Genomic DNA, 20,685 nt, shown 5'->3' on the forward strand with positions numbered 1-20,685 from the left:
GAACCCGGTCCTATGTAGGGTCCAAAAAACAGTTGATTAAATTTTTTCGTCGGCTGCTGATTCGTCCGATAGCCCATATTTGACTTGGAGATCCTCAGATTACCGTCCACCCAGATCTGCAGGATACCGTCAGCCTGCGCGGCACCGCCCGAGATGGTATTCATCTTCAGATAGAACTCAAGCTTATGCCAGGCATTCTTACTCAGCGGGGTAGTATCTTTCCAATTCCTCCCGTTGAACCAGCTACCGCTCTGGTAGCATGATTCGGAAGTACCGGGATCGCCGAGTTCTCCATTACAGCCTGCGAGAGCTCTGCTCTCCGTGATGCCTGCGAGATTTATGGGAGGGGTGCCCCGGGATGAGTTAATCAGGACGCTGTCCTGGGTCCCGAACATTACGGTCGGAGGGTTGCCGTTAATTTCGAAGTAGGTGTCGAGATTTGCATAAGCAGGCGACTGGTACGCATCATCCTTATCACTCATGATCTGGACCATGTGAGGATGATAGGCGACGCCACTCCCCTGCCAGTTGGAATCGACCTTCACATAATATCTGAGAAATACCTCTTCAGTCGGCGTGAACAGCTTGCGTACACCGCCTCCATTGGTTGGTGTGGTTGCCCCTTGAGCCCAGGACCATTTAAGGCAATTTTTCGACTGACAGCCGGCTGTCTCCAGGAGGCCGTGAGACGTATTATCATACCATGAGCGGGAAGCCCAATTGAGGTCCTCAAAACTCTCAGTAAAGACAGCACTCGGAGTCGGAGTCGGAGTCGGAGTCGGAGTCGGGGTGGGGGTCGGAGTCGGGGTGGGGGTCGTACCGCCGCCGACAGGACCTATATAGCCCGTGTTGCTGATTGCGAGGTCATCATAATCTACAGCCTTGCAGGTACTGCTGGGTGTAGCAGAATTTGACCCGAATAGCACGAGTCCCCAGTTATAGGGAAATGTCGTACCCGTGTTCGCATTAATGATCTGGCGTTCGTCAATCCACATCTGAATGAGGCCCGCCTTGGTGACATGCAGCTCGTAAAGGTGCCAGTTACCGTCTCCGATATAGCTCCACCCTGAATGGGCAGGATCGTTCGACACCACGGCATTCGTTGTTGATCCTGCGGCATAGAAGACCCTGTATGTATCGAAATAGGGCTCGGGAATGATACCCTGATTTGTCTTCCCGTTCGTATAGTCGACCAGATATAGGTCTTTATGATGATCCAGAGTAGACCAGGTGAAGCCGGTCTGATATCTCTGGTACCATCTGATCCAGACGGATGGCTGGCTCCCGAAATTAATGTCGAATCCGGTTGTGCCTACGTTGTCTCCCGGCCCGACCAGCTGTCGAATGCCGTTTCCCGCGCTGCCGGACCGGTTAGCTGCCGGCACTATCTGCGAATAAGTCCCGCAGGCGCTGCCTGATGACTCAAGCTGAAATTCTGAACAGCCCGCAGGCGGTGTCACATTGTAAGAGCCGTCATAGGTCCAGGGAGCACAATTAAGACTCGATGACCAGGGGAGATTTACGGTGGCTGCAAAGCTACCGGTAATAACGGTTACACTGAGAAGGATGCCCCACGCAACTGATGCGAATAACTTCATCTCATCCTCCTGCGGTGCGACATGGCCAATACTACAATAAAACTAAGTTTCCGCATTCCTGTCTTACCTCCAATTCTGATATTTTTCGCACATCCCGCGCTTGAGAGCCCGGTCCGCACGTTACCCGCGGCCAAAGTAAAGAGTGCCGATATTCAACATACAGTAATCGGCATCCTTCCCTCCCGAACGGGCCGCTGTTGTACCAGAACAGAGAGCAAGTGCCATGCCATAGTACTATAATTTAAAGACGTGCCATCGCTTTCGCTCCTATCACCCCTGTGAGAAAGGGTTTTTGATAATCTGACACCTCGGCGCCGATTTTCTCCCGGAACGGTGAGCCTTCCCCGGGTGGATGGTTTTAGCATACGACAGGTGGAAATGAGTGACTGGTTTTCTCATACACTTGAATTCCGGAAACAGGCCTGTCTCATGGAGATGCCATTTAATGATATCGATTTGAAAAGGTCTTCATAGCGGGAAATCCATCGGCGAAGTCCATGGATTTCGGAAACATGGGTGAATGCCCTTTCCCTGAGCCTCACGCGCAGCTCCCGGTCATCGATCATGAGCTGGAGCGCCTGCGACAATGCCCGGTCATCGTTTGACGGGAAAAGTAATCCCGTTTTCCCGGAGGCGACGGCTTCCCTGTTTCCCCGTACATCGCTCGCCACCACGGCCACTTTCGCAGCCATGGCTTCCAAAATACTGACCGGAAGTCCTTCGCTAAAGGATGGAAGACAGAAAAGGTCAAGGCTTTTCAGGATATCTTTCGTGTCTTCACGGTATCCCGTCATAATGACCGGTCCGTCCAGCCCCAGGTCGTGCACCAGGCGCCGTACCTCGCCCTCCGAGTTTTCGGAGTCTTCAGGAAACCCTCTCCCCACCATGACCAGACGGGTGTCGGGATACCTTCCGTTCAAATCGTGAAAAGCCCGGACAAGACAGGTGTGGTTTTTCACGTATCTAAAGTTTGCCACTATGCCTATGACGAATTGCTCCGGCCGAAGCCCCAAACCAGCCCTGCACCGTGCCGAATCGCCATCTGATGCAAATTCTGAAACGTCCAGACCGTTGGGAATGGCGATGATTTTCTTTGCATGGGAGGGAAATTTCTGTCTCATCACATCACTTATCTCCTGCGAGACCCCCACCACCGCGTCCGTGCCACGCATAAATGATTTGCAGATGGTCCTATGTATTCCGGAGATACTCTCAACCTCCGGCACGGAATGCTCCGTATATACCAATCCCCTCTTTGCCAGAATCTTCCCGGCCAGATAACTGTAAAAATAGCACATGTAATGATGAGCGTTGACCACATCGATCTTTCTCGTGCGAATTACATGGGATAGTTGAAGGACTGCCCCGGCATCAATACCGTCTCCTTTCTTAATGTGAATCGTTTCATCACAGGCTTCATCAAACGCCCTGCCCAGCGTCCCGGGGATGAAATAAGCAAGATGTACTTTAAATCTTGAATGATCGATGTGGCGGGCGAGGTCCAGTACCACCCTTTCAGACCCGCCGAGATTGGTCTGTATCACCACGTAAAGAAGGTTGATCTTTTCCTGGCCTTTCATTCCGCTCGTATCGAGGCCGCTGTATTCCTCAGCAGTCCATCTATTTCAGGGGCTCCATGCCTTCTGTCCGGCTTACTCAAAACAAAATAAAGGCCCTCACCGAAATAGCGTGACCACCATGAGTTTTCACTCAGACGGTTCTCGGCCCATGCGCCCGCAAAAGGTATCATGCCCAATATGTCCAGCCCGGCTTTTCTGAACAATGATGCAGCTTCGGGAAAAGAAAAATAGTGCCAGAGAACGTACCCTCCCGCCTCCCAGCATACTCTGTTTCCCGGGCCGTGGGCATTGAGTCTGAGTAGCCGCATCAGCCACAGGGCCGTCCATTTCGCCCATGACGATCCGAAGGCTCCCGGCCAGAGACGATTCCACACAGAGATAAAGGCAATGCCCTTCGGCTTCAGAACCCTCATTACTTCCTGCACACACCTTTCCCTGTCTTTCGGTCGCGTCAACGCCCCTATAGATGTATAGGTGATAAAGACATAATCCATCGACCCGTCGGCCAATCCGAGCGCCCGCATGTCGCATTGAAAGAAAGAGCATCTCGCGTCACTTTCAAGGGCGGCGACAAGCGCTTCTTTCACCTGGTTGAAAGAAATGTCGAGTCCCACCACCTGAAAGCCGGATTGCCGGCCAAGAGGAACAGACATCCTCCCGGCAGCGCATCCAATATCAAGAAGTCTTCCGGGAGCCCGGACATAGGTATTACACAGGTGTTCCTCCACCGGCCACAGGAATCGGTTTGAATACCGCTTTACCGTCTCCGGATTGTCATATACGTGTCTCGCCTCGCCCGGTATGCTTCGATAGGTCCTTTGTGTCGCCATCTCTGCCCCTCTCCTTTTCTGAGATCAATGGTCGCCGGTCCGCCTGTATATCCGGCGTGGGGTGAATCAAGAACGAAGCGGTACAAAATATCCTCCATAAGGTCTTGAAGTCCTCATAAGGACCTTCAGGATTTCCCAGCAATCTCTCCACGTACGATCTGTCAAAGATCCCCATCCGGGCAATCTTCTGATCCAGAATGACATCTTTTACAAAAGGCGCCCACTGGTTAAAGAAGAACCGTTTATATGGGATTCCCGCGCCGTAGGACATCTTCTTCCTCTTCGTCACCGACTCCGGCAGGAATGAGGCGCCCGCTTTATAAAGGATATATTTTTCCTTTGTAAACATCCTGAGCTTCATCCGGGCCGGAAGGGAAAAAGCGAATTCCACGACTTTATGGTCAAGAAAAGGTGATCGCACTTCGAGCGAATTTGACATGCCCGATATGTCGGTGGCGATGGTGGTGGACCAGGCGTAATTAATGAAGAGGTCCATGTAGAGAAGGCCATCCAGGAAATGGCGCGGCCGACCTTCAAGATAAAAATCAGAAAGAAGCCGTCCCATATTCAGATCTTTTAGAATGTGCCAGGCATCGCCGGTAAAAACCGGGCGAACCGCATCCTGATAGGTGATTTGTTTTGCGAGGCCTCGTCGGAATGCGCGGGGAGCGTTCAGGAGCGACCATGGAACGAGGTTATGTCGCACGGGCAACATGGGCCAATCGCTAAACTCTTCACGCTGCCTTCCCGGGATCAGGATGCTCGCGAGGTCGAGAAGCTTGAATTTCTTATACACATCGTAACCCGCAAAAATTTCATCTGATCCGTCACCTGCCAGGGCTACGGTAACCTGTTTTCTCGCCTCCCTGCACAGCTGATAATGGGCCAGCGCATTGGGGATGCAAAAGGGCTCATCGTAGGAGTACATGAGGTGAGGCATTTCCGTGATCAGACTCTCATCGAAGAGTATTTCCTGATGAACAGTGTGAAAATAATCCGACACTTCCTTACTGTAACTAAATTCCGGATCGTCAACCCCCTCGTCGCGGTAACCTATGGAAAAAGTCCTGATCGGCCGGTCGACCATTTTACTCGCAAGACCCACAATAAAACTCGAATCCAGTCCTCCCGAGAGAAACATCCCCAAAGGAACGTCGCTTCTCATCCTTAATTGTATCGACTCTTTAAGAAGTGTTGACAGAAAATCAAGGGCTTCTTTTTCCGTGGCTGCCGTTTTATTTGAAAGATCAAGACGCCAATACCGCTCCGGCCCCCTTTGCCCATTCGGACCGAAAGTCATAAAGCTTCCTGGTGGTAATTTCCTTATATCTTTGTAAATCGACCGCGGCCATGGTATATGGTCATAGGAAAATACGTAAGCCAGCGCCTCCAGATCGATCTCCTTCTTTATCCATGGTAAAGCCGCGATAGCTTTGAGCTCCGAGGCGAAGACGACCCTGTTTTCCTGCATGGTATAAAAAAGCGGTTTTTTTCCGATCCTGTCCCTGGCAATCAGCAACTGCTGTTTCTTTTCGTCCCATATGGCAAAGGCAAACATGCCCCTGAGACGATTCATGCATGAAATTCCCTCTTCTTCGTAGAGATGAATGATCACTTCCGTGTCGGTATCACTTTTGAATATATGTCCCTTTTCTTTAAGATCTTTTCGAAGAGATGTGAAATTGTAGATCTCACCGTTAAAAGTGATCCAGATCGTTTCGTCTTCATTCGCCATCGGCTGATGGCCCTTTGCGGAGAGATCGATAATTGAAAGACGTGTATGCGCCAGGCCCACCTGATTCCGAAACCAGACGCCATGGTCATCGGGGCCCCGGTGATTCAGGACTTGAGTGAAAATCGACAAATCGTGTGGATCGATTCGCTTGTGGTTCAAATCTAATATGCCTGCAATACCGCACATTTTTACCTTCCTTTTTTCCTTTAGGGTCTTAACGAGAAGTGGTGTACCTCTTTGACGGAGACGTATGCCCCCAATCTACCCGGGGGCTGCGCGAGCCCTTTCTTCCATACCGTTTCGATGGGTGAGTCTCTGAACCTTCATACGCCACTTCCACAAAGCGGGCAGCACCTTGCTTTCCGTTACGCGAAAAAAAGGATAGAAGGAATTCGGCAGATCAAAATATCCGGGGTAATGGACAATCTCAGGGCGATAGGCGCTTTTCAAATTATCCAACGGGTCATGGGCAGGATCGAAATCATCTGAGCCTTGTGAAGCACCCAGGTCCAGAAACCGGCACCCCATTTTTTTGCTCAGTCTGATTGCTTCCCATAGCAACACCTTGTTTGGCATAAGCTTCCGGTAAGAATAATCGTTCGCCATGAATACCGCCCACCCTTTATCGCCAAGGATACTCACCACGAGGCCCGAGACGGTACGTCCCTCTATTTTGGCTTTGAGGAAAAAGCCTATTCCGCTGTTCACGAGGTTATTCAGTACCTCTCCATAATATTGTGACGAATGAAGCATCGAATTTCTCCTCAGCTCCAGTCCCTGCATGAGAGCGGCAAATACTTCCGGATCATCGGAGTCAGGCTCGTGCCGGGTGACGACGCCCCCCTTGATCGCACTATTGATGTTCTGGCGATGGCTTCTTCTCATGCGCATGAACAAGCCTTCTTCATCGAGGTCCAATATGACTCGTGTGGTGTAGAGCGTCCTGTTCCAGGCGGTGCAGCGATCGGAAAGCTTTAAAAAACCCGAGGCGGAAAAAACCTGATCCTGATCTATTTCCCACGAGAAGGGCTCAGGATCAATACGGAGGAGGAACCCCCTTTTTTCCTTGAGAACCCCTTTTAAACCTGTAAAAAGTGCTTCGCACGTCTCCTGGTCCCGCCAGTCTGCCACCGGACCCCTGCAGCAGTAAAGAAGCTTTTGGGGAACAGCGGGGATATTCCTTTCCTGCACAAGGGCCACTGCCTTGATTTCACCGTCCCTCTCCACAAGGTAATAACAGGGCTCCCAGCCGGAATAGGACTTTACTTTTCCCCAGTAGGTAGTCTGTCGCAGGTTGCCGTTAGGGGACTGGGCGATGAAGTTATTCCAGGCATCAAAATCGGCTGCCCCTGCTTCACGAAACGAGAGCATTGTCACCTCCATAGCGCTGGTAAATCTCGTTAATCTGCTGTTCCCATCTGTGATGGTCGCATAATTCGGCAACCCTTTCTCTCGCCGCGTTGCCAATCCTCTCCCGAAGAGCATGGTCCCGGGCCAGAAGTCCTATCTTCTCTGCCAGATCGGATACCATACCTGGCCGGACAATAAGACCGTTCACATTATCCTCCACAATTTCCGGAATTCCGCCGACTCCACTCGCAATGACAGGGAGGCCGAAGGACATAGCCTCCAGAAGAGCAAGAGGGATACCTTCGGTTAGTGAGGGGAGAACGAGAACGTCTAAAACATTATAAATATCCCGGGGGTTGTCAAAATACCCATATACTTTTGTCCGATCCTCGAGTCCTGTAACCCTTATTCTATCTTGAACGGCAGCCATTTCCGGACCGTCCCCCGCTATATGAAGGAAGAGGGGCACGGTTTCTTTCAGTTTCGCTACTCCGTCGATGAGAAAAAGAGGGCCCTTTTCGGGACTCAGCCGGCCAACAAATCCTATTTGAAGGACAGAACCGTTCGGCTTGCGGACCATGGCGCGAACCGGCGTACTCGCCCGGGGCGGGACATTCGGCACAAGCCGGACCCTCAGGGGGTTTATACGGTATCGAGCCAGGTCCTTTTCCAGGGAGCGGGAAACGGGCATAACCGTATCAAAGAGCCTCATGGATTTCAGGTCCAGCCACGTATAGAACTTCATCTTTCGGGTAAAGGGGACCCATCCGTGCACGGTCGTCACCGCCGGGACGCCACACAGTTTGGCTGCGATGCCTCCGAAAAGGTCTGCTCTCATCCCATGACAGTGGACCACGGAAGGGGTGGTTTTTTTCACAATTCTGCAAATTTGAAGGATCTCGGAAGGATTGAGAGGAAAATGCATCTCTATGAAATGAAGGGGTATCTGGTAATCGCCCAACATTTTCGCAAAGGCGTTCCCCCAGGACTGTCCGGGCTGAACAAATAAAGCCGCTTCAAATTTCACTTTTTCGGTTTTCAGGGAGCGGCAAATGTCGAGCAGCACCTGTTCGGCCCCCCCGATGCTGTTGGATGCGATAATGTGCACCACTTTCAAGACTTTCACTCCCATTCTCCACCGAGGCTGTCATAGGCGACAGGTCTCAATGACCGGTACCTGATGCTTTTAAATAATGCATGGGCCGGCCACACAAAAAACGGCAGGGGATCGTCCCAGCGAAACTCGTCTGTGGTGGCCCCATTAACCATCAATTTCATGTATTCGCCCAATGCGCCAAGCTTCGAAGGACTTTGCCTGAGATATTCCGGAAAAACGCGTAAGTCGCCCCAGAACCATCTTGTTACGACGCCCCTGGTATATTCTACCGGTTTCATCGCTTCCTTGCCCTTGGCTATTCGGAGAAGCATGTCGGGGATATTGAGACCGGAACTCATGGCGCTGTTCAACCCGCCCCATATTCTCGGGTTAACCTCGATCATATAGAAATCTCCCGTTTCCCGGTGAGTAACGTATTCAACCTCTGCGACCCCGTGCCATCCGAGACTGTCGAAGAGTCTTTTGGAAATTTCTCGCATGGGCCCGGGATCGCAACTGATTCTGAGAGAACCTGCCCCGCCCGCATATGGATAATCGCGAAGGTGAATGTCCGCGAAATCCTGAATCAGCTTACCCTTTTGATAAATGACCACATGTGAATATTTCTTGAGTATAGGCACCCATTCCTGGATGAGTACGCGCTCGCGGGCAATTGCATTCGACGTCAGGTAATTCTTTATCTGCACCTCGTAATCCGAAGATCGGTCGAGGTACTTAATTCCCCAATTCCCACCCCCCTGCCGCGGCTTAAGGAGAGCCTTTCCGGGCAATATATTACGCAGTTCTGAGAAATCACTACACCCGGACAAAGGAATGGTTTTAGGGGTGAGAATAGAGAGGTTTTGCAGATGAGAATAGAGCCTGTCTTTGTTATGCACCTCCAGAACGGCGGAATAATCGGGAACGGTCATAAGAGTAATTTTGTTGAACATATGCGCGTGTTTTGCAATCAGGAATGTCTCTTCGTGAGTCGGGATCAGAAAATCCACACCGTCGCGAATGATCCTCATAGTCAGGTGGCGGACAAAATCGGCTGGCTTGGAGTAGGGAGAAGGATAGAGAAACCTGTCGGAAATATACCTCGAGAAAAAGGTCATCGCCTTAGGCACGTAATCGGCAGCTATCACGGAATGTCCGTTTCTTGCCATAGAACGCGCGATGGAGCATGCCATTCTGCTGTTGGCGTTCGTTACCAGAATTTTCATCCTGCCGCCTTCTTTACACGAAAGGGCCTGGAAATCTCAATTACCTTTTTGGTTCGGGAATCGAGATCGGTTTCCTTGTCGAGAAGTTTGACCAGGAATACCGACAAGGCTATATAAAATACATAATAAGGTGAGTAAGCCTGGCTGAGAAAACATGCGGCGACGAATTGGCCGGCGAATCCTATGCGGGCCATTTCACCAATTTCGATAAGTTCTTTGGACCGTCCTTTTTTTGCCGCTGCCGAAAATGTTTTGTATGCATTAAAACTCAGAAGAAGAAACAGGACCAATCCGGCCAACCCTGTTTCGGCACCGACTTGGATCAATGAATTGTGGGCGGTTTGCCATTTGGGGATCTTCCCCTCCTCCCGCCTTCCCTCACCCAGGGCCATATCGAAACATCCCGCCCCTACTCCGGTAACGGGGTGAGTGATCATAAGTTTTATGCCCCTCTCCCATATGTCCTTTCTTCCCCATTCATCGGTCAAATTATAGTCCCCGGCGGGGCTGAACACAGTCCCCAAGCGTGCGAAATCGATACTTGAGCTCTTGAAGAAGATCAGAGCGAGACAGAGGACCACGAATAACACCTTATACATGGCCTTGACGGTGCGGGTCCTCGAGAACAGCAACAAGACAAAGACCAGGAGCAGGCTTACAAAACCGCCTCTCGACCCCGTGAGAAGTATGGTGAGACTGCCGAGTCCGAGGTTTAGAATGGACACTACTTTCATAAAGATCGAATTTGTTCTGTCAAGGAAGAGAAAATTGAAGGGAAGAAAGGAGATGATGAAAAAAGCGATATCATTTGCATCGAACATACCGCCGGCGGTAGTTCTGTTGTCCAGACCTGTAAGCAGAATGAATAGCGTATACATCAGAACGCCGAGACATGCCGTCTTTAAAACCATCCTCACTGAATCTGCCGTATCGGCAATGGTCAGGAAGAGAAAGAAGAACAGCCCGACCTTGAGGTAATCTATTACAAATCCGAATGCAAGGCTGCGATGATATGCAAGGGGGATACTCAATACCATCATCCCTATAAGAGCGATAAAGAGTCTCACCTGCTTATTATTTGTGGACATACCGGGCACGAGTTCCGAATAGTGGAGGATAAAGAGCAAGAGAGTAAAAGCTTCAACAACCAGAACGGGCCTGAAGGGGACGAGAAAAGGAAAAAGGTCCTGGGGACGCGCCAGGATCACAAAGGCGAAAACATAGAAGACCAACTGCAGGAGCGGGGTTTTCGTGCGTTCGTTTTGGATGTTTGTCTCTATTGCCGCACCTGTCGCATTTATCCGAATGCCGTTACCTCCCCGAGTGCGTATTCTTCCGTACTTATCCATCCTGCTCCTCCTCAAATCATTTCATCTTTAATGGACCGGCCTGTAATAATCGAGATATTCGGCCAGTCGTTGTGTCAGGATCCTGCGGTCGTACTGCCTGAAATTAGTTTCCCTTTCATCCGAAAGATCGGGTTTACTTATGAATCGGAGCATCTGCAGAAGTCTCTCTTCTACCTGGCCTGCGGTATGGGGGTCCGCAAGAAATGCCCGGGGAGAAGATTTCAGAACCCTTCCCGCATCACCGTCAGTCACCAAAGCAAAAATAGGTTTATCGATCCGCAAATATTCAAAGATCTTTGCGGGAATCTGCTCGGCAAAATCCTGAGCGAATAATAACAGACCGTCGGCGTTCGTGAGTCTTTCCAGGCAGTCGCGGTGGGGCATAAGGCCCGTAAAATTCACGACTGATTCAAGACTGTATTTTTGTACCAGCTCGGCCATCGAGGTTCCGTTGTAGTCGCTGCAATCTCCGATGAATTCGACGTCAATCGATTTTTTATCGAGTGCTCCCCGCAGCAGAAGCGCCCGAAGCGCGGCAAAGAAGGGTTCCGGGTTTCTTCCTGCGTAAAGGGACCCTGCGTGGCATATGCGTATTCCGGAAGCACGAGCCGACGACGTCTCACCATGTATACCGGTGAAATCATCTTCATCGAACCCGTTCGTGATGGTTATGCATTTACTTCCTTGTTCGGAGTTCAGGAGGGACCTGAAATAGTCCGTCAAACTGGGAGCTGTGGAGATTACCACGTCGGCGCGTCTTACCACAAAGGATTCCATTCTCTTCGTGAGTGCGTCGGACAAGGTGCTCCTGAATTCAGGCGCTAGGCGGCGGCAGGTGCCCCACCATGGATCCCTGAAATCGGCAAACCATTTTGCCCCTGTTGCCGCCTTCAGAAGGGCGCCGGCCATATGGGTACCCATTGGGGGACCGGATGTCATGAACACATCTATTCCGTGCTTTTTCATGATCCTGTAGCCGTTTTTGACCACGCTTGCCATCCAGCCCGGTTTGTCGTCAGGAATCCTGAGCAGGGAACTGACAATTCTCTTTAACGACCGACTTTCTTCCTGCCCTGCGCCTTGGGCCGCGAATTCGGGCTGGTCCGCCGATCGATGGTTTACCCGGGGAAAGAGCCTGCTATAGATTTCGAGGGGCCCCGGAACCGGTCTGGCACGATATATGAGGTGTGGATCGTCCTCTCCCGACCCCTCCTCAAACCGGTGGTCCTCATATCGGGAGGGATCGACTGTGTAGATAACAGGCTCCCAGCCGAATTCCGGCAAGAATTTGGCAAATTTGGCAAAACGTATAGCTCCTACCGCCGAAATAGGGGGAAACAGGTAGACTACAATCAGTATTTTTCTTAGATGAGCCATCTTTTTGTCAGGAAGGGACGGTAGCCTGTTCGAATCAACTCCGGAAGGTGCTCTCAGAAATGACGTCATTGCCGGACGGATCAATTAGTGCAGGACGCCACGCAGTTCTCATAAATGCTTCTCGAGAATGGAGAAGATCCTGTCGCCGATAATCTGCCAGTTGAATTGGCGGTTAACTTTAATGCGGCCCGCGTCTCCCATGGAAGACGCCGCTGACTTGTTCTCAAGCACTTCATACATTTTTTCCGCTAATGCATTCGCATCGGCAGGCGGTACCAGAAATCCCGTGTATCCGTTGTCGATGATTTCCGGGATTGCTTCGACATTGGTGCCTATGCAGGGTAAACCGAAAGACATGGCATCCAGAAAGGCAATTCCAAAAGGCTCGCGTATCGAGGGAAGAACGAATAATGAGGCCTTGCATAGCTCCCGGGCCACATCAAGGGGAGGAATTTGTCCCAGTACAGTTATCCCGTCCTCGACGATGGGCGGAGTTCCCCCTATAATTATCAGGGTGGCCGAGGGTATCTTTTTTCTTAGTCTGCGGAATGCCTCAACTAGATAAAATCCGCCTTTCTGCTCGAACCATATGCCTATAAAGACTATTCTGTAGGGTTCCTTTTTCAAGCAGTTGAGTTCATCCCCCAGAATTTCGGGAGTCACATTCGGACCGACCCCCACCACTTCTATCCGGTCTTCCGGCACGGAGTAATCGTGCATCAAAGAACGTTTCACATTATGGCTCATCGCAAAGATCCTGGATGCAAAATGGTATACCCGTCCCTCATATTCTTCATATTTCCGAGGCAGAAAGGGTGCTCCCATTCTGTACGTATTATCGATCATTGACAGAAAAAAGGGCTTCTTCGGCCGCTCGTATGAAGGCGAAAAGATCACACCCGACTGGAGGATGCAATCTGCATCTGTCCCCTGATCTATGACATGCGCCGCTTTACGGGTCATGATATCGAAGGCAAGAGGCACTCTCAGAAATGAGCTTATCAATTCCCCCGCTTTTTGACCGCTCAAGTTCGGAGATCTGAGCCATTCCGCCCATTCCCGTTTAAAATAATGGAGAGACTGGAGTGCGCAAAGAGAGGTGAGAAGCAGGTTAGGATGAAGGGCAGACCGCCTGCTGAATAAAATGTCGCTGCCGATGTTCTTCAGTGTAATATTCGCCCCTTTTCTTGCCAGCTGGGTGATCACCTGTTGCACCACGCCCGATTGTGAGCTATAAGTCAAATATTGGATGTTCACCCTCTTCCCCTTTCGAATATTTGTGTCACCGGCGGCAATATCACGAAACATGCGCGAGTTCCGGTGTCCGCCATCTTACTTAAAGTCCTATATGTTTTCTAACCCTCGGTCCGATAAGTCTGGTAAGAGGGACGGGGAGCAATTTCCAGTAATAAATAGCTTTTGAATATTTCGACTTTTCGAGTCCGTCTTCTTCTGCGGACCTTCCATTTAGAGAAAAGATAAGCCAGTTCAAAGGTTGAGGCTCCGCTCCCCACTGTTCTTTAAATCTGAAAGTGCCTTCCCCCGGAGAAGATCGCCCGAAGTCAAAATAGGAGAAACCATTTTCACAGCCATAGGCCAGGGCAGCCCAATATAAAAGCATATTGGGGCTCAGCCGGCTGTGTTCTTTGAGTGAGGATGCCCAGGGATTGGAAAGGGTTCCCCTGAAGCCGATAATCACACTCGCGGCAATGGGTATCCCCTCCTTGCGAACAAGGACAATTTTAATTTTGTCGGAAAATTTCTTGAAGATATTGAGAAAAAGATTCTTTGAGTGTACCGGTGATCCAAGGTCGCGCATATTGACTGTGAAAACACGATAAAAGTCATTCACCAACTCCACGCCCCCGATAGAGACTTCGCACCCTTCTTTGATCGGTCTTCTTATCTGGCTCCGCAGCTTTGACTTGAACGAAGCCATAAGGGCGTCAGTGTTATCCGGAAGCTTGAGCAGCATCCGCACTTTATGGGATCGCGCTAAAAAAGGCATCTCTATGCCGTCGACAAAAACTGCCCCCCTTCCTTCCTCTGTTCCCGTCACTACCCGAGCCCGCTGCAGTGGCCCGCCATAGCGAAGCTCAATGGCTTTTGCTTTCACCGCTCCTGCAAAATTCGTTGCCCGGCAAAAGATCTCCTTTTCGACGTCGCTGTTCTCAGCTAAAATGCCCCCGCAGTCAAGGAAAGGCATTGAGATCAGCCTGCTTCCTCTGCCGAGGCTCTTGAGAAGAAAAAGGGGCAATACCCCGACGATTGCGCCTCCGTTCCGTGCCGACACATAATAGTCCTTGTGCCCGTAAGTCTCTTTGAAAACATCCCTCCACCCGCTGAGATGACAGAACGTTCCATCAGGGTGGCCCGTTACGTAGTCGTCCCAGGCAGATTCATGATCAAGAGTGTGAAAGGTAAGTTCCGTCATTAGGTTAATTCCTCTATCTGTTGCTCCATGTTGCGGCCGCATTGAGTACGATGGACTTTATCGCCTCAAGATCCCTCGGGGTGACGCCCGAGTGCACGGGCAGGGTAATGAGCTGTTTTGAGATCTTTTCTGCATTTTCGTATACCCGCGGATCTTGCAGAACATCTCTCAAGCCGGGCAGTGTATTGAGCGGTGAGGGGTAATAAAGGGCAGCTCCCGTTCCTTGGCTCCTTAGTTCATTGAGAATGATATCCCTCAATTCCGTTTCTCGAATCATCAATGGATATCGAAGATAGGGAAAGGGTAAAACGGGTGGCCTGACTACGTGGCGTAAGCCATTAAAAGCTTCCCCGTACCATAATGAGTTCCTCTCTCTGATTACCTGTTCCTCGTTCACGAGGTGCGCCATCTCATTGAAAATAAGCCTGCCAAATCGCAAGCCTTTTGATGCTTCGAATTCAGGTTCGAAAATCGTCTCTCCAAGGTGGAGAAAAGATAGTTTTTCGGGAATCCAATAAAACCGAGGATGGGAAAAAACGAGATAAGAGCAAAGTTTTACTGCATATTCCATCGCAGCTGTCATAGACGGCGCCGTTAAATCCTTGAATATGGCAGTTGCCGAATCGAAAATATCCTCGGAACCGAATACTGCAACCCCGCCATGTAACACACTAAGCGGCTTTCCCCTGCCGAAGCTGAAAAAACCGGCATCCCCTTCAAGTCCGGCCATTGTTCCGGGCGAACCGACCGCCGGATTTCGTAATGCCTGAGCAGAGTCTTCGATAAGAAAAATATCCTTCTCTTTGCAGAATTTATTTATTTCCCCCACATTTGCAGGGAATCCGAAAAGGTGCACAATGACTGCAGCGAGCGTATCGGGTCCTGCGGCCCTTTGCAAATCTTCAACGGATAAGCCGAAATTGGGAAGAGTGATATCCACCAGTGCGGGTCTAAGGCCTGCCTTCAAGATGGATGATGCCAACGCCGGACAGGTATATGCGGGGATCAGAACCTCCTTCTTCCCAGGTTTCAGTCTCGATTGCGCCTTAAGGATCAACCAGAGGGCAGCGCGGCCGGAAGAAAGACTAAAAATCTGCGCGCTTCCAAAGAATTTTCTCATTGAGGTGACCGTCTCATCACCCGAAAAAGACAAGAGCCTCCTTATTGCCCGAAGTATTGTGACAACAGGAATTTTATTACCCGACGGAGGGACGGAGTAGAATGGGGGCAAGTTCGGACGCCTCAATTTTCTTTCATCACGAGAGCAAGATAGATCAATTTAAGAAGAGCCTTTGGTTGGCCGAGAGAAATTCCGCGCTTGCAGCTCTCGACCAAAGAACCGAGCATGAGTCGGTATCTCTTCATTTCGCCATTTATGCCTGCAAGGGCAAGAAACTCGTTTGAGATCAATTTATTGAGAAGAATTCTGTTCGATCTGCTGAGGTCATAGTTTTTCAGATATTTCGAGAAGAGAAACAAGTGCGATTGAATCAGCTTCTGCCTTTTAGGCAGATCGTCATATTGGGTTAAGCTTGAATCGTGTCTGTAGAGTATAAACACCGGATCTACCCTGAAAGCGAATTTGGCGCCTTTTTCCATATACAGCCTGATCGCAAAGTCCCTGTCTTCGGCGTACGTGATATTCTCTTCGAAGAGAATACCATCTATGACCTTCCTCCTATGGAGGGAACTCCCCACGAGGAAGAAATTTTCTCTAATTAAAGCCCTAAACAGGTCGTCTTTTATCTGTCTGGCGCCGGGGCTAATCGGAACGGTATTGAGTGTCGGGAAAAGTTCTTTCTTGTCAAAAAAATTATAGAGGGATTTATTTCCGACAAAATCGGCAACAGTGAAGTTCCCGAAGAGAACGTCTACGTCGTGGTGATTTTCAAAGATTTCTATCCCTTTCTCCAAATGACCCGACAACCAGACGTCATCGGAGTCGAGGAACGCAACATATTCTCCCGATGAATTGAGAATCCCCGTATTTCTCGCACCTGAGGGACCTTTGGTCCGGTCGTTGGAGAAAAATCGAATCCTCTGATCTTCTTCCTGGAGACGGCGGACGATTTCCGCTGTATCATCGCGGGATCCATCGTCGACGATGACGATCTCCAGGTTCTTATATTCCTGATTTTGGATGCTCTCGACCGCATTCTTTATGAAATGGGCCCTGTTATATGTGGGGATGATGACGCTCACTTTTCCGGCGACATCGGGTGGATTCGTACCCATTGCCTACCCTTCCCCACTCATGTAAAACTCGTATATAGTGCCCAGCGTGTGAAGCATCCTCATTTCCCGGTAGAAGCGCTTGTATTCTTTTTGACCCGCACACGCCGTAATCCACCGCACCATGTCCGTCGCAAGCACCCTGAAAAGATATCTCGGCACATTCAGGTAACGGACCCCGTCCCGGGGAACGTCGAACCAGCGGGCCTTGCCTCGTCCGTTACCCCACCACCACTTTCTGAAGTATGCCTTGTTTATCCGGTCTACCGGTACAGGATGGTGTACCAGCGCCTTCGGATAATAGAGAATGGCCTCACCTGCGGTTCTGAAACGATGCATTATCTCTGAATCTTCGCTGCCGATATTCACCTCGCTACTCAGATAGCCGAGTTTCGTGTTGAAGTATCCATGTTTTTCGAAAATCTGTTTACGGACGAACATATTTGCGCCTATGGGGGGATTCGACAAAGGTCCGTATTCTTCCGGCTCGGCACCATGGTCATGCTTTACAAGGGCCCCACCATATATACGGTATTTCGCGTCTATATCCGTGAGCCAGGGCGGCAGCGGGATATCGCCCATGGGAAGGACCCTGCCGCCGAAACAGCTGTGGGGGTACCCGAGCGAAGCCTCGTGAATGGATGAAATCCAATATTTATCCAGTTTCACATCATCATCGGTGAAGGCGAGCAGTTCACCCCTTGCAGAGCCTATCCCGGTATTCAGAGCAAAACATTTGCCCTGCCTTTTTTCAAAGACATACCGGACATCCAGCACGCCCTCTTCCCTCCACTTTTCTACCAGTTCCCTGGTGCGATCTGTTGAATTATTATCGACGAGCACGATCTCCCACGGGAAACCCGGTTCTCCGATGATCTGCGACTCCAGGTCTTTAAAGAGCCCGGCCAGACGATCCGCCCTGTTACAGGTGCAGATTATTACCGATATGTCGGGACTCTTCATCGGAATGATCCTTTATACATCTCGTCACCTATTACTTCCAGAAAACCCTTTCCGAATTTCATGTCCGGCTCAAGGTGATTTCCTTCCGCCCATTCATTCCATGATTTTACGAATACAAGCCTCTCTTCTGCGGACCTGCCTCTGATGTTTTCCAATGCTTTTCTTAAAACTTGCCTGAATAACTCAGGCGTACCACGATGAAGCACCAGACCTTGCGTTCCGCTTCTGGGGGTGTTGTCCCAATTCGGGATTACACATGGGAAATCGCCTGTATCATTCTGACGGACCCATTCTGAAACCATATTTTCATAGAGATGGACAGTCGGCCTTCCAAGTCGTTTTCGATATGAATTTTGCAGCCATTTAACGGGCCTGCGCTTTGAGACCCAGCCGTTCGACAGCGCAGGGAGCCTGTCCTTTGCCGTCGAGGCATCGAATCCGTATTGTCTTGCATTCCACCCCGACTGCCAGGCCACTCCGACCAGGTAAAGGCCCTTTAAGCCGGACTCTTCGGCCATTTTTCGCCAAAGGTCGGTTAATTGTCGTATCTCCGGTATTCTCATGGGATCGTATATCAGGAACAATGGTTTGCCGTCTACCGTGAGATACCTATGATCCGTAAAAGCCCGGAGGAGCTCAAAGAAATGTTGCCTGTGGTCCTCAACTCCCGGATAGACCTGTTCAATTAAGCATTTTCCAGGGGAACCCGCCCAAATGCCGGTCCAGGAATGGTTTGCCCAGCAAAGACAGAAGGGGAATTCAGGCTCTCCGGATGCAAGAACTTCATTGAAGGGTCTTTCGAGAAGTCGTTTGCCGCCGAACCAGTAGTGATAATAGCAAAATGCTTCGATCCCATACCGGCCGGCCATTTCCGCCTGGGCGATTCGCGTCTCATTGAGTCTCAGGTCATAAAAGCCCAGGTCTGCGGGCACATGGGGTTGATAGTGACCCCTGAAAAGCGGTTTTGCCTTTGCCGTATTTGTCCATTCCGTAAAACCTTTACCCCACCACTCGTCATTCTCGGGGGTTGGATGAAATTGGGGCAGATAGAACGCAATAACTCTGGCCGCGGCAACCTTTGAAACCATTCTTTACCCCCTCGGCGACAAGGGAATCGCGGCCTGCCCCCTCTCCCACTCCCATGCCGTTTTGATGATGAAACTGAGATCATCATGGCGTGGGCTCCATCCCGTGGCATCTCTGAGGCGCGTGCTGTCGGCGATGAGGGCCGGCGGGTCTCCCGGCCTCCTCGAAGCGTACTCGACCGGAAAATCGACTCCCGTAACCTTCTTGGCAATGTCTACGACTTCCCGGACGGAAAACCCATGACCGTAGCCGCAATTCATGATCGTAGTTTCTCCGGTGTCAAGGAGATAATACAGCGAATTAAGGTGGGCAGTTGCAAGATCATCCACATGGATATAATCGCGCACGCAGGTGCCGTCGAAGGTAGGATAATCCGTGCCGAAGACCTTCATCTTCTTATACTCCCCCTTGGCTGTTTTCAGTGCACGGGTGATGAGGTGGGTCGCCTCTTTGTACGACTGGCCGATCTGGCCGTCCGGGTCTGCCCCTGCCACGTTAAAGTACCGCAACGCCACGTACCTGAAGTCGGTAGCCGAGGCAAGGTCCATAAGTACTCTCTCGATCATGACTTTTGACGCTCCATAGGGATTGATAGGATTCAGGGGCGTCGTCTCATCGACAGGCGTCCTCTCCGGTATTCCGTACACCGCTGCCGTTGACGAATAGAGAAAGTTTCTCACCCCTTGGTCCATAAGGGCCTGCAGAAGGTTGATGGTATTTGTCACATTGTTGCGGTAGTATTGGAGCGGGTCCCTCATCGACTCTTCCACCTGGATGGATGCGGCAAAATGAATAACGGCGTCGGGTTGAAAAACCTCGAGAGCCGTGCGGATTTCGGCCACATTACCGAGGTCGCCCCTCACCAGGTCACCATACAGCACGGCCCACTCATGACCGGTAGATAGATTGTCGAATATCATCAGTTCGTGGCCTTCCTGCCCCAGTCTCTTTACTATATGGCTGCCGATGTATCCGGCGCCTCCTGTCACGAATATCTTCATCCCTGCCTCCTCCTTATTACTATGAAAATTCCCCTCATGTCCGGATATGGCCCGGCTCACCAGCGAGAGGTATACCTTTCTATAACTTGAGCGATTCTTTCGGCACCCACAGCAATGTCATGGTGTTCGGCGACTTTTCTCGCTGCCGCGAGACCACATTCTTTTCTAAGCCGCTCATCTCCGGCGAAAAGAACAATTTTATCGGCCATCGCCTCTATATCGAGATAGGGCACCACGAAGCCCGCGTCTTCCTCGATGAATTCGGGTGTCCCGCCGGCATTATCAAAACATATGATCGGTTTTCCCAGAGCCGCTGCCTCGAGATTAACCAAGGGGAAGGGATCCTCACGGGATGTCATAACGAATACGTCGAATTCGGTATAATAGTCTGCAGGGTTCGACACCTGGTCCACGAGGTGCACCTTTCCGGATAAGCCCCCATGGCGTATGTCATGCTCCAGCTCATATAGCTCTGTTCCCTGTCCACTGCCGCCAACCCACAAGAAATGGATCTCTCTTTCGGTGGGCCGTTTGCGCACTGAAAATGCGGTCTGAATAAACAGGTCCTTCCCCTTTCGCCATGTTTCAGCGCCGGAGCCGCCTACAACGAATGCGTCTTTGGGAATGTTGAGGGACTCACGTATGTTTCCACGGACCCCCGGCTCAGGACCCCGCGCTGATGAAGGGATAAAACCCTTGACGATATCGATTTTCTCTGCCGGGATATCATGGTTCAATACAAGATTTTGCTTTACCGCTTCAGAGACCACGATGTAATGATCCGTGCAGTTCTTGACCTGTTCCAGGTTTTTCCGCCCAAGCCGATGA

17 protein-coding genes are annotated in these 20,685 nt (G+C 50.7%); all 17 read right to left on the reverse strand.

Annotated elements, in window-relative coordinates:
• Window positions 1–1,598: hypothetical protein (locus tag VGJ94_04075; protein ID HEY3275775.1), on the reverse strand; the 1,598-nt coding region annotated here is incomplete at its 3' end.
• A gap of 395 nt (window positions 1,599–1,993) precedes the next feature.
• Window positions 1,994–3,178: a glycosyltransferase gene (locus tag VGJ94_04080; GenBank protein ID HEY3275776.1), complete on the reverse strand. Its 1,185-nt coding sequence runs from the start codon at window positions 3,176–3,178 to the stop codon at window positions 1,994–1,996.
• Window positions 3,175–4,008: a methyltransferase domain-containing protein gene (locus VGJ94_04085; protein HEY3275777.1), complete on the reverse strand. Its 834-nt coding sequence runs from the start codon at window positions 4,006–4,008 to the stop codon at window positions 3,175–3,177. Before VGJ94_04085 ends, VGJ94_04080 begins: the two co-directional genes overlap by 4 nt.
• Window positions 3,953–5,929, reverse strand: a complete 1,977-nt coding sequence (asnB, locus tag VGJ94_04090; protein HEY3275778.1) for an asparagine synthase (glutamine-hydrolyzing) — start codon at window positions 5,927–5,929, stop codon at window positions 3,953–3,955. Before asnB ends, VGJ94_04085 begins: the two co-directional genes overlap by 56 nt.
• 75 nt (window positions 5,930–6,004) lie before the next feature.
• Entirely contained in the window at window positions 6,005–7,114 is a 1,110-nt protein-coding gene (locus VGJ94_04095; GenBank protein HEY3275779.1) for a peptidoglycan bridge formation glycyltransferase FemA/FemB family protein, read from the reverse strand.
• Window positions 7,098–8,219: a glycosyltransferase gene (locus tag VGJ94_04100; protein ID HEY3275780.1), complete on the reverse strand. Its 1,122-nt coding sequence runs from the start codon at window positions 8,217–8,219 to the stop codon at window positions 7,098–7,100. The genes VGJ94_04095 and VGJ94_04100 overlap by 17 nt, the downstream gene beginning before the upstream one ends.
• Window positions 8,216–9,415: an ATP-grasp domain-containing protein gene (locus VGJ94_04105; protein ID HEY3275781.1), complete on the reverse strand. Its 1,200-nt coding sequence runs from the start codon at window positions 9,413–9,415 to the stop codon at window positions 8,216–8,218. The genes VGJ94_04100 and VGJ94_04105 overlap by 4 nt, the downstream gene beginning before the upstream one ends.
• Window positions 9,412–10,764, reverse strand: coding sequence for an O-antigen ligase family protein (locus tag VGJ94_04110; protein HEY3275782.1), 1,353 nt, complete (start codon window positions 10,762–10,764; stop codon window positions 9,412–9,414). Before VGJ94_04110 ends, VGJ94_04105 begins: the two co-directional genes overlap by 4 nt.
• 27 nt (window positions 10,765–10,791) lie before the next feature.
• On the reverse strand, window positions 10,792–12,141 hold the full coding sequence (locus tag VGJ94_04115; GenBank protein HEY3275783.1) for a glycosyltransferase: 1,350 nt from the start codon (window positions 12,139–12,141) through the stop codon (window positions 10,792–10,794).
• A 108-nt stretch (window positions 12,142–12,249) separates the two neighbouring features.
• Window positions 12,250–13,398: a glycosyltransferase family 4 protein gene (locus VGJ94_04120; protein HEY3275784.1), complete on the reverse strand. Its 1,149-nt coding sequence runs from the start codon at window positions 13,396–13,398 to the stop codon at window positions 12,250–12,252.
• A 79-nt stretch (window positions 13,399–13,477) separates the two neighbouring features.
• Complete coding sequence (locus tag VGJ94_04125) at window positions 13,478–14,575, reverse strand: FemAB family XrtA/PEP-CTERM system-associated protein (GenBank protein HEY3275785.1); 1,098 nt, start codon at window positions 14,573–14,575, stop codon at window positions 13,478–13,480.
• Between the two features lie 13 nt (window positions 14,576–14,588).
• Window positions 14,589–15,695 (reverse strand): DegT/DnrJ/EryC1/StrS family aminotransferase, encoded by a 1,107-nt coding sequence (locus VGJ94_04130; protein HEY3275786.1) that lies wholly within the window; start codon window positions 15,693–15,695, stop codon window positions 14,589–14,591.
• 122 nt (window positions 15,696–15,817) lie between these two features.
• Window positions 15,818–16,810 (reverse strand): glycosyltransferase family 2 protein, encoded by a 993-nt coding sequence (locus VGJ94_04135; GenBank protein ID HEY3275787.1) that lies wholly within the window; start codon window positions 16,808–16,810, stop codon window positions 15,818–15,820.
• Between the two features lie 3 nt (window positions 16,811–16,813).
• Window positions 16,814–17,770 (reverse strand): glycosyltransferase, encoded by a 957-nt coding sequence (locus VGJ94_04140; GenBank protein HEY3275788.1) that lies wholly within the window; start codon window positions 17,768–17,770, stop codon window positions 16,814–16,816.
• On the reverse strand, window positions 17,767–18,858 hold the full coding sequence (locus VGJ94_04145; protein HEY3275789.1) for a glycoside hydrolase family 99-like domain-containing protein: 1,092 nt from the start codon (window positions 18,856–18,858) through the stop codon (window positions 17,767–17,769). Before VGJ94_04145 ends, VGJ94_04140 begins: the two co-directional genes overlap by 4 nt.
• 3 nt (window positions 18,859–18,861) lie before the next feature.
• Complete coding sequence (gene galE / locus VGJ94_04150) at window positions 18,862–19,857, reverse strand: UDP-glucose 4-epimerase GalE (protein ID HEY3275790.1); 996 nt, start codon at window positions 19,855–19,857, stop codon at window positions 18,862–18,864.
• A gap of 56 nt (window positions 19,858–19,913) precedes the next feature.
• The coding region (locus VGJ94_04155; protein HEY3275791.1) for a glycosyltransferase family 4 protein at window positions 19,914–20,685 on the reverse strand (772 nt) is incomplete at its 5' end.

Source organism: Syntrophorhabdaceae bacterium, from assembly GCA_036504895.1.
In the GTDB taxonomy this organism is placed as follows: domain Bacteria; phylum Desulfobacterota; class Syntrophorhabdia; order Syntrophorhabdales; family Syntrophorhabdaceae; genus PNOM01.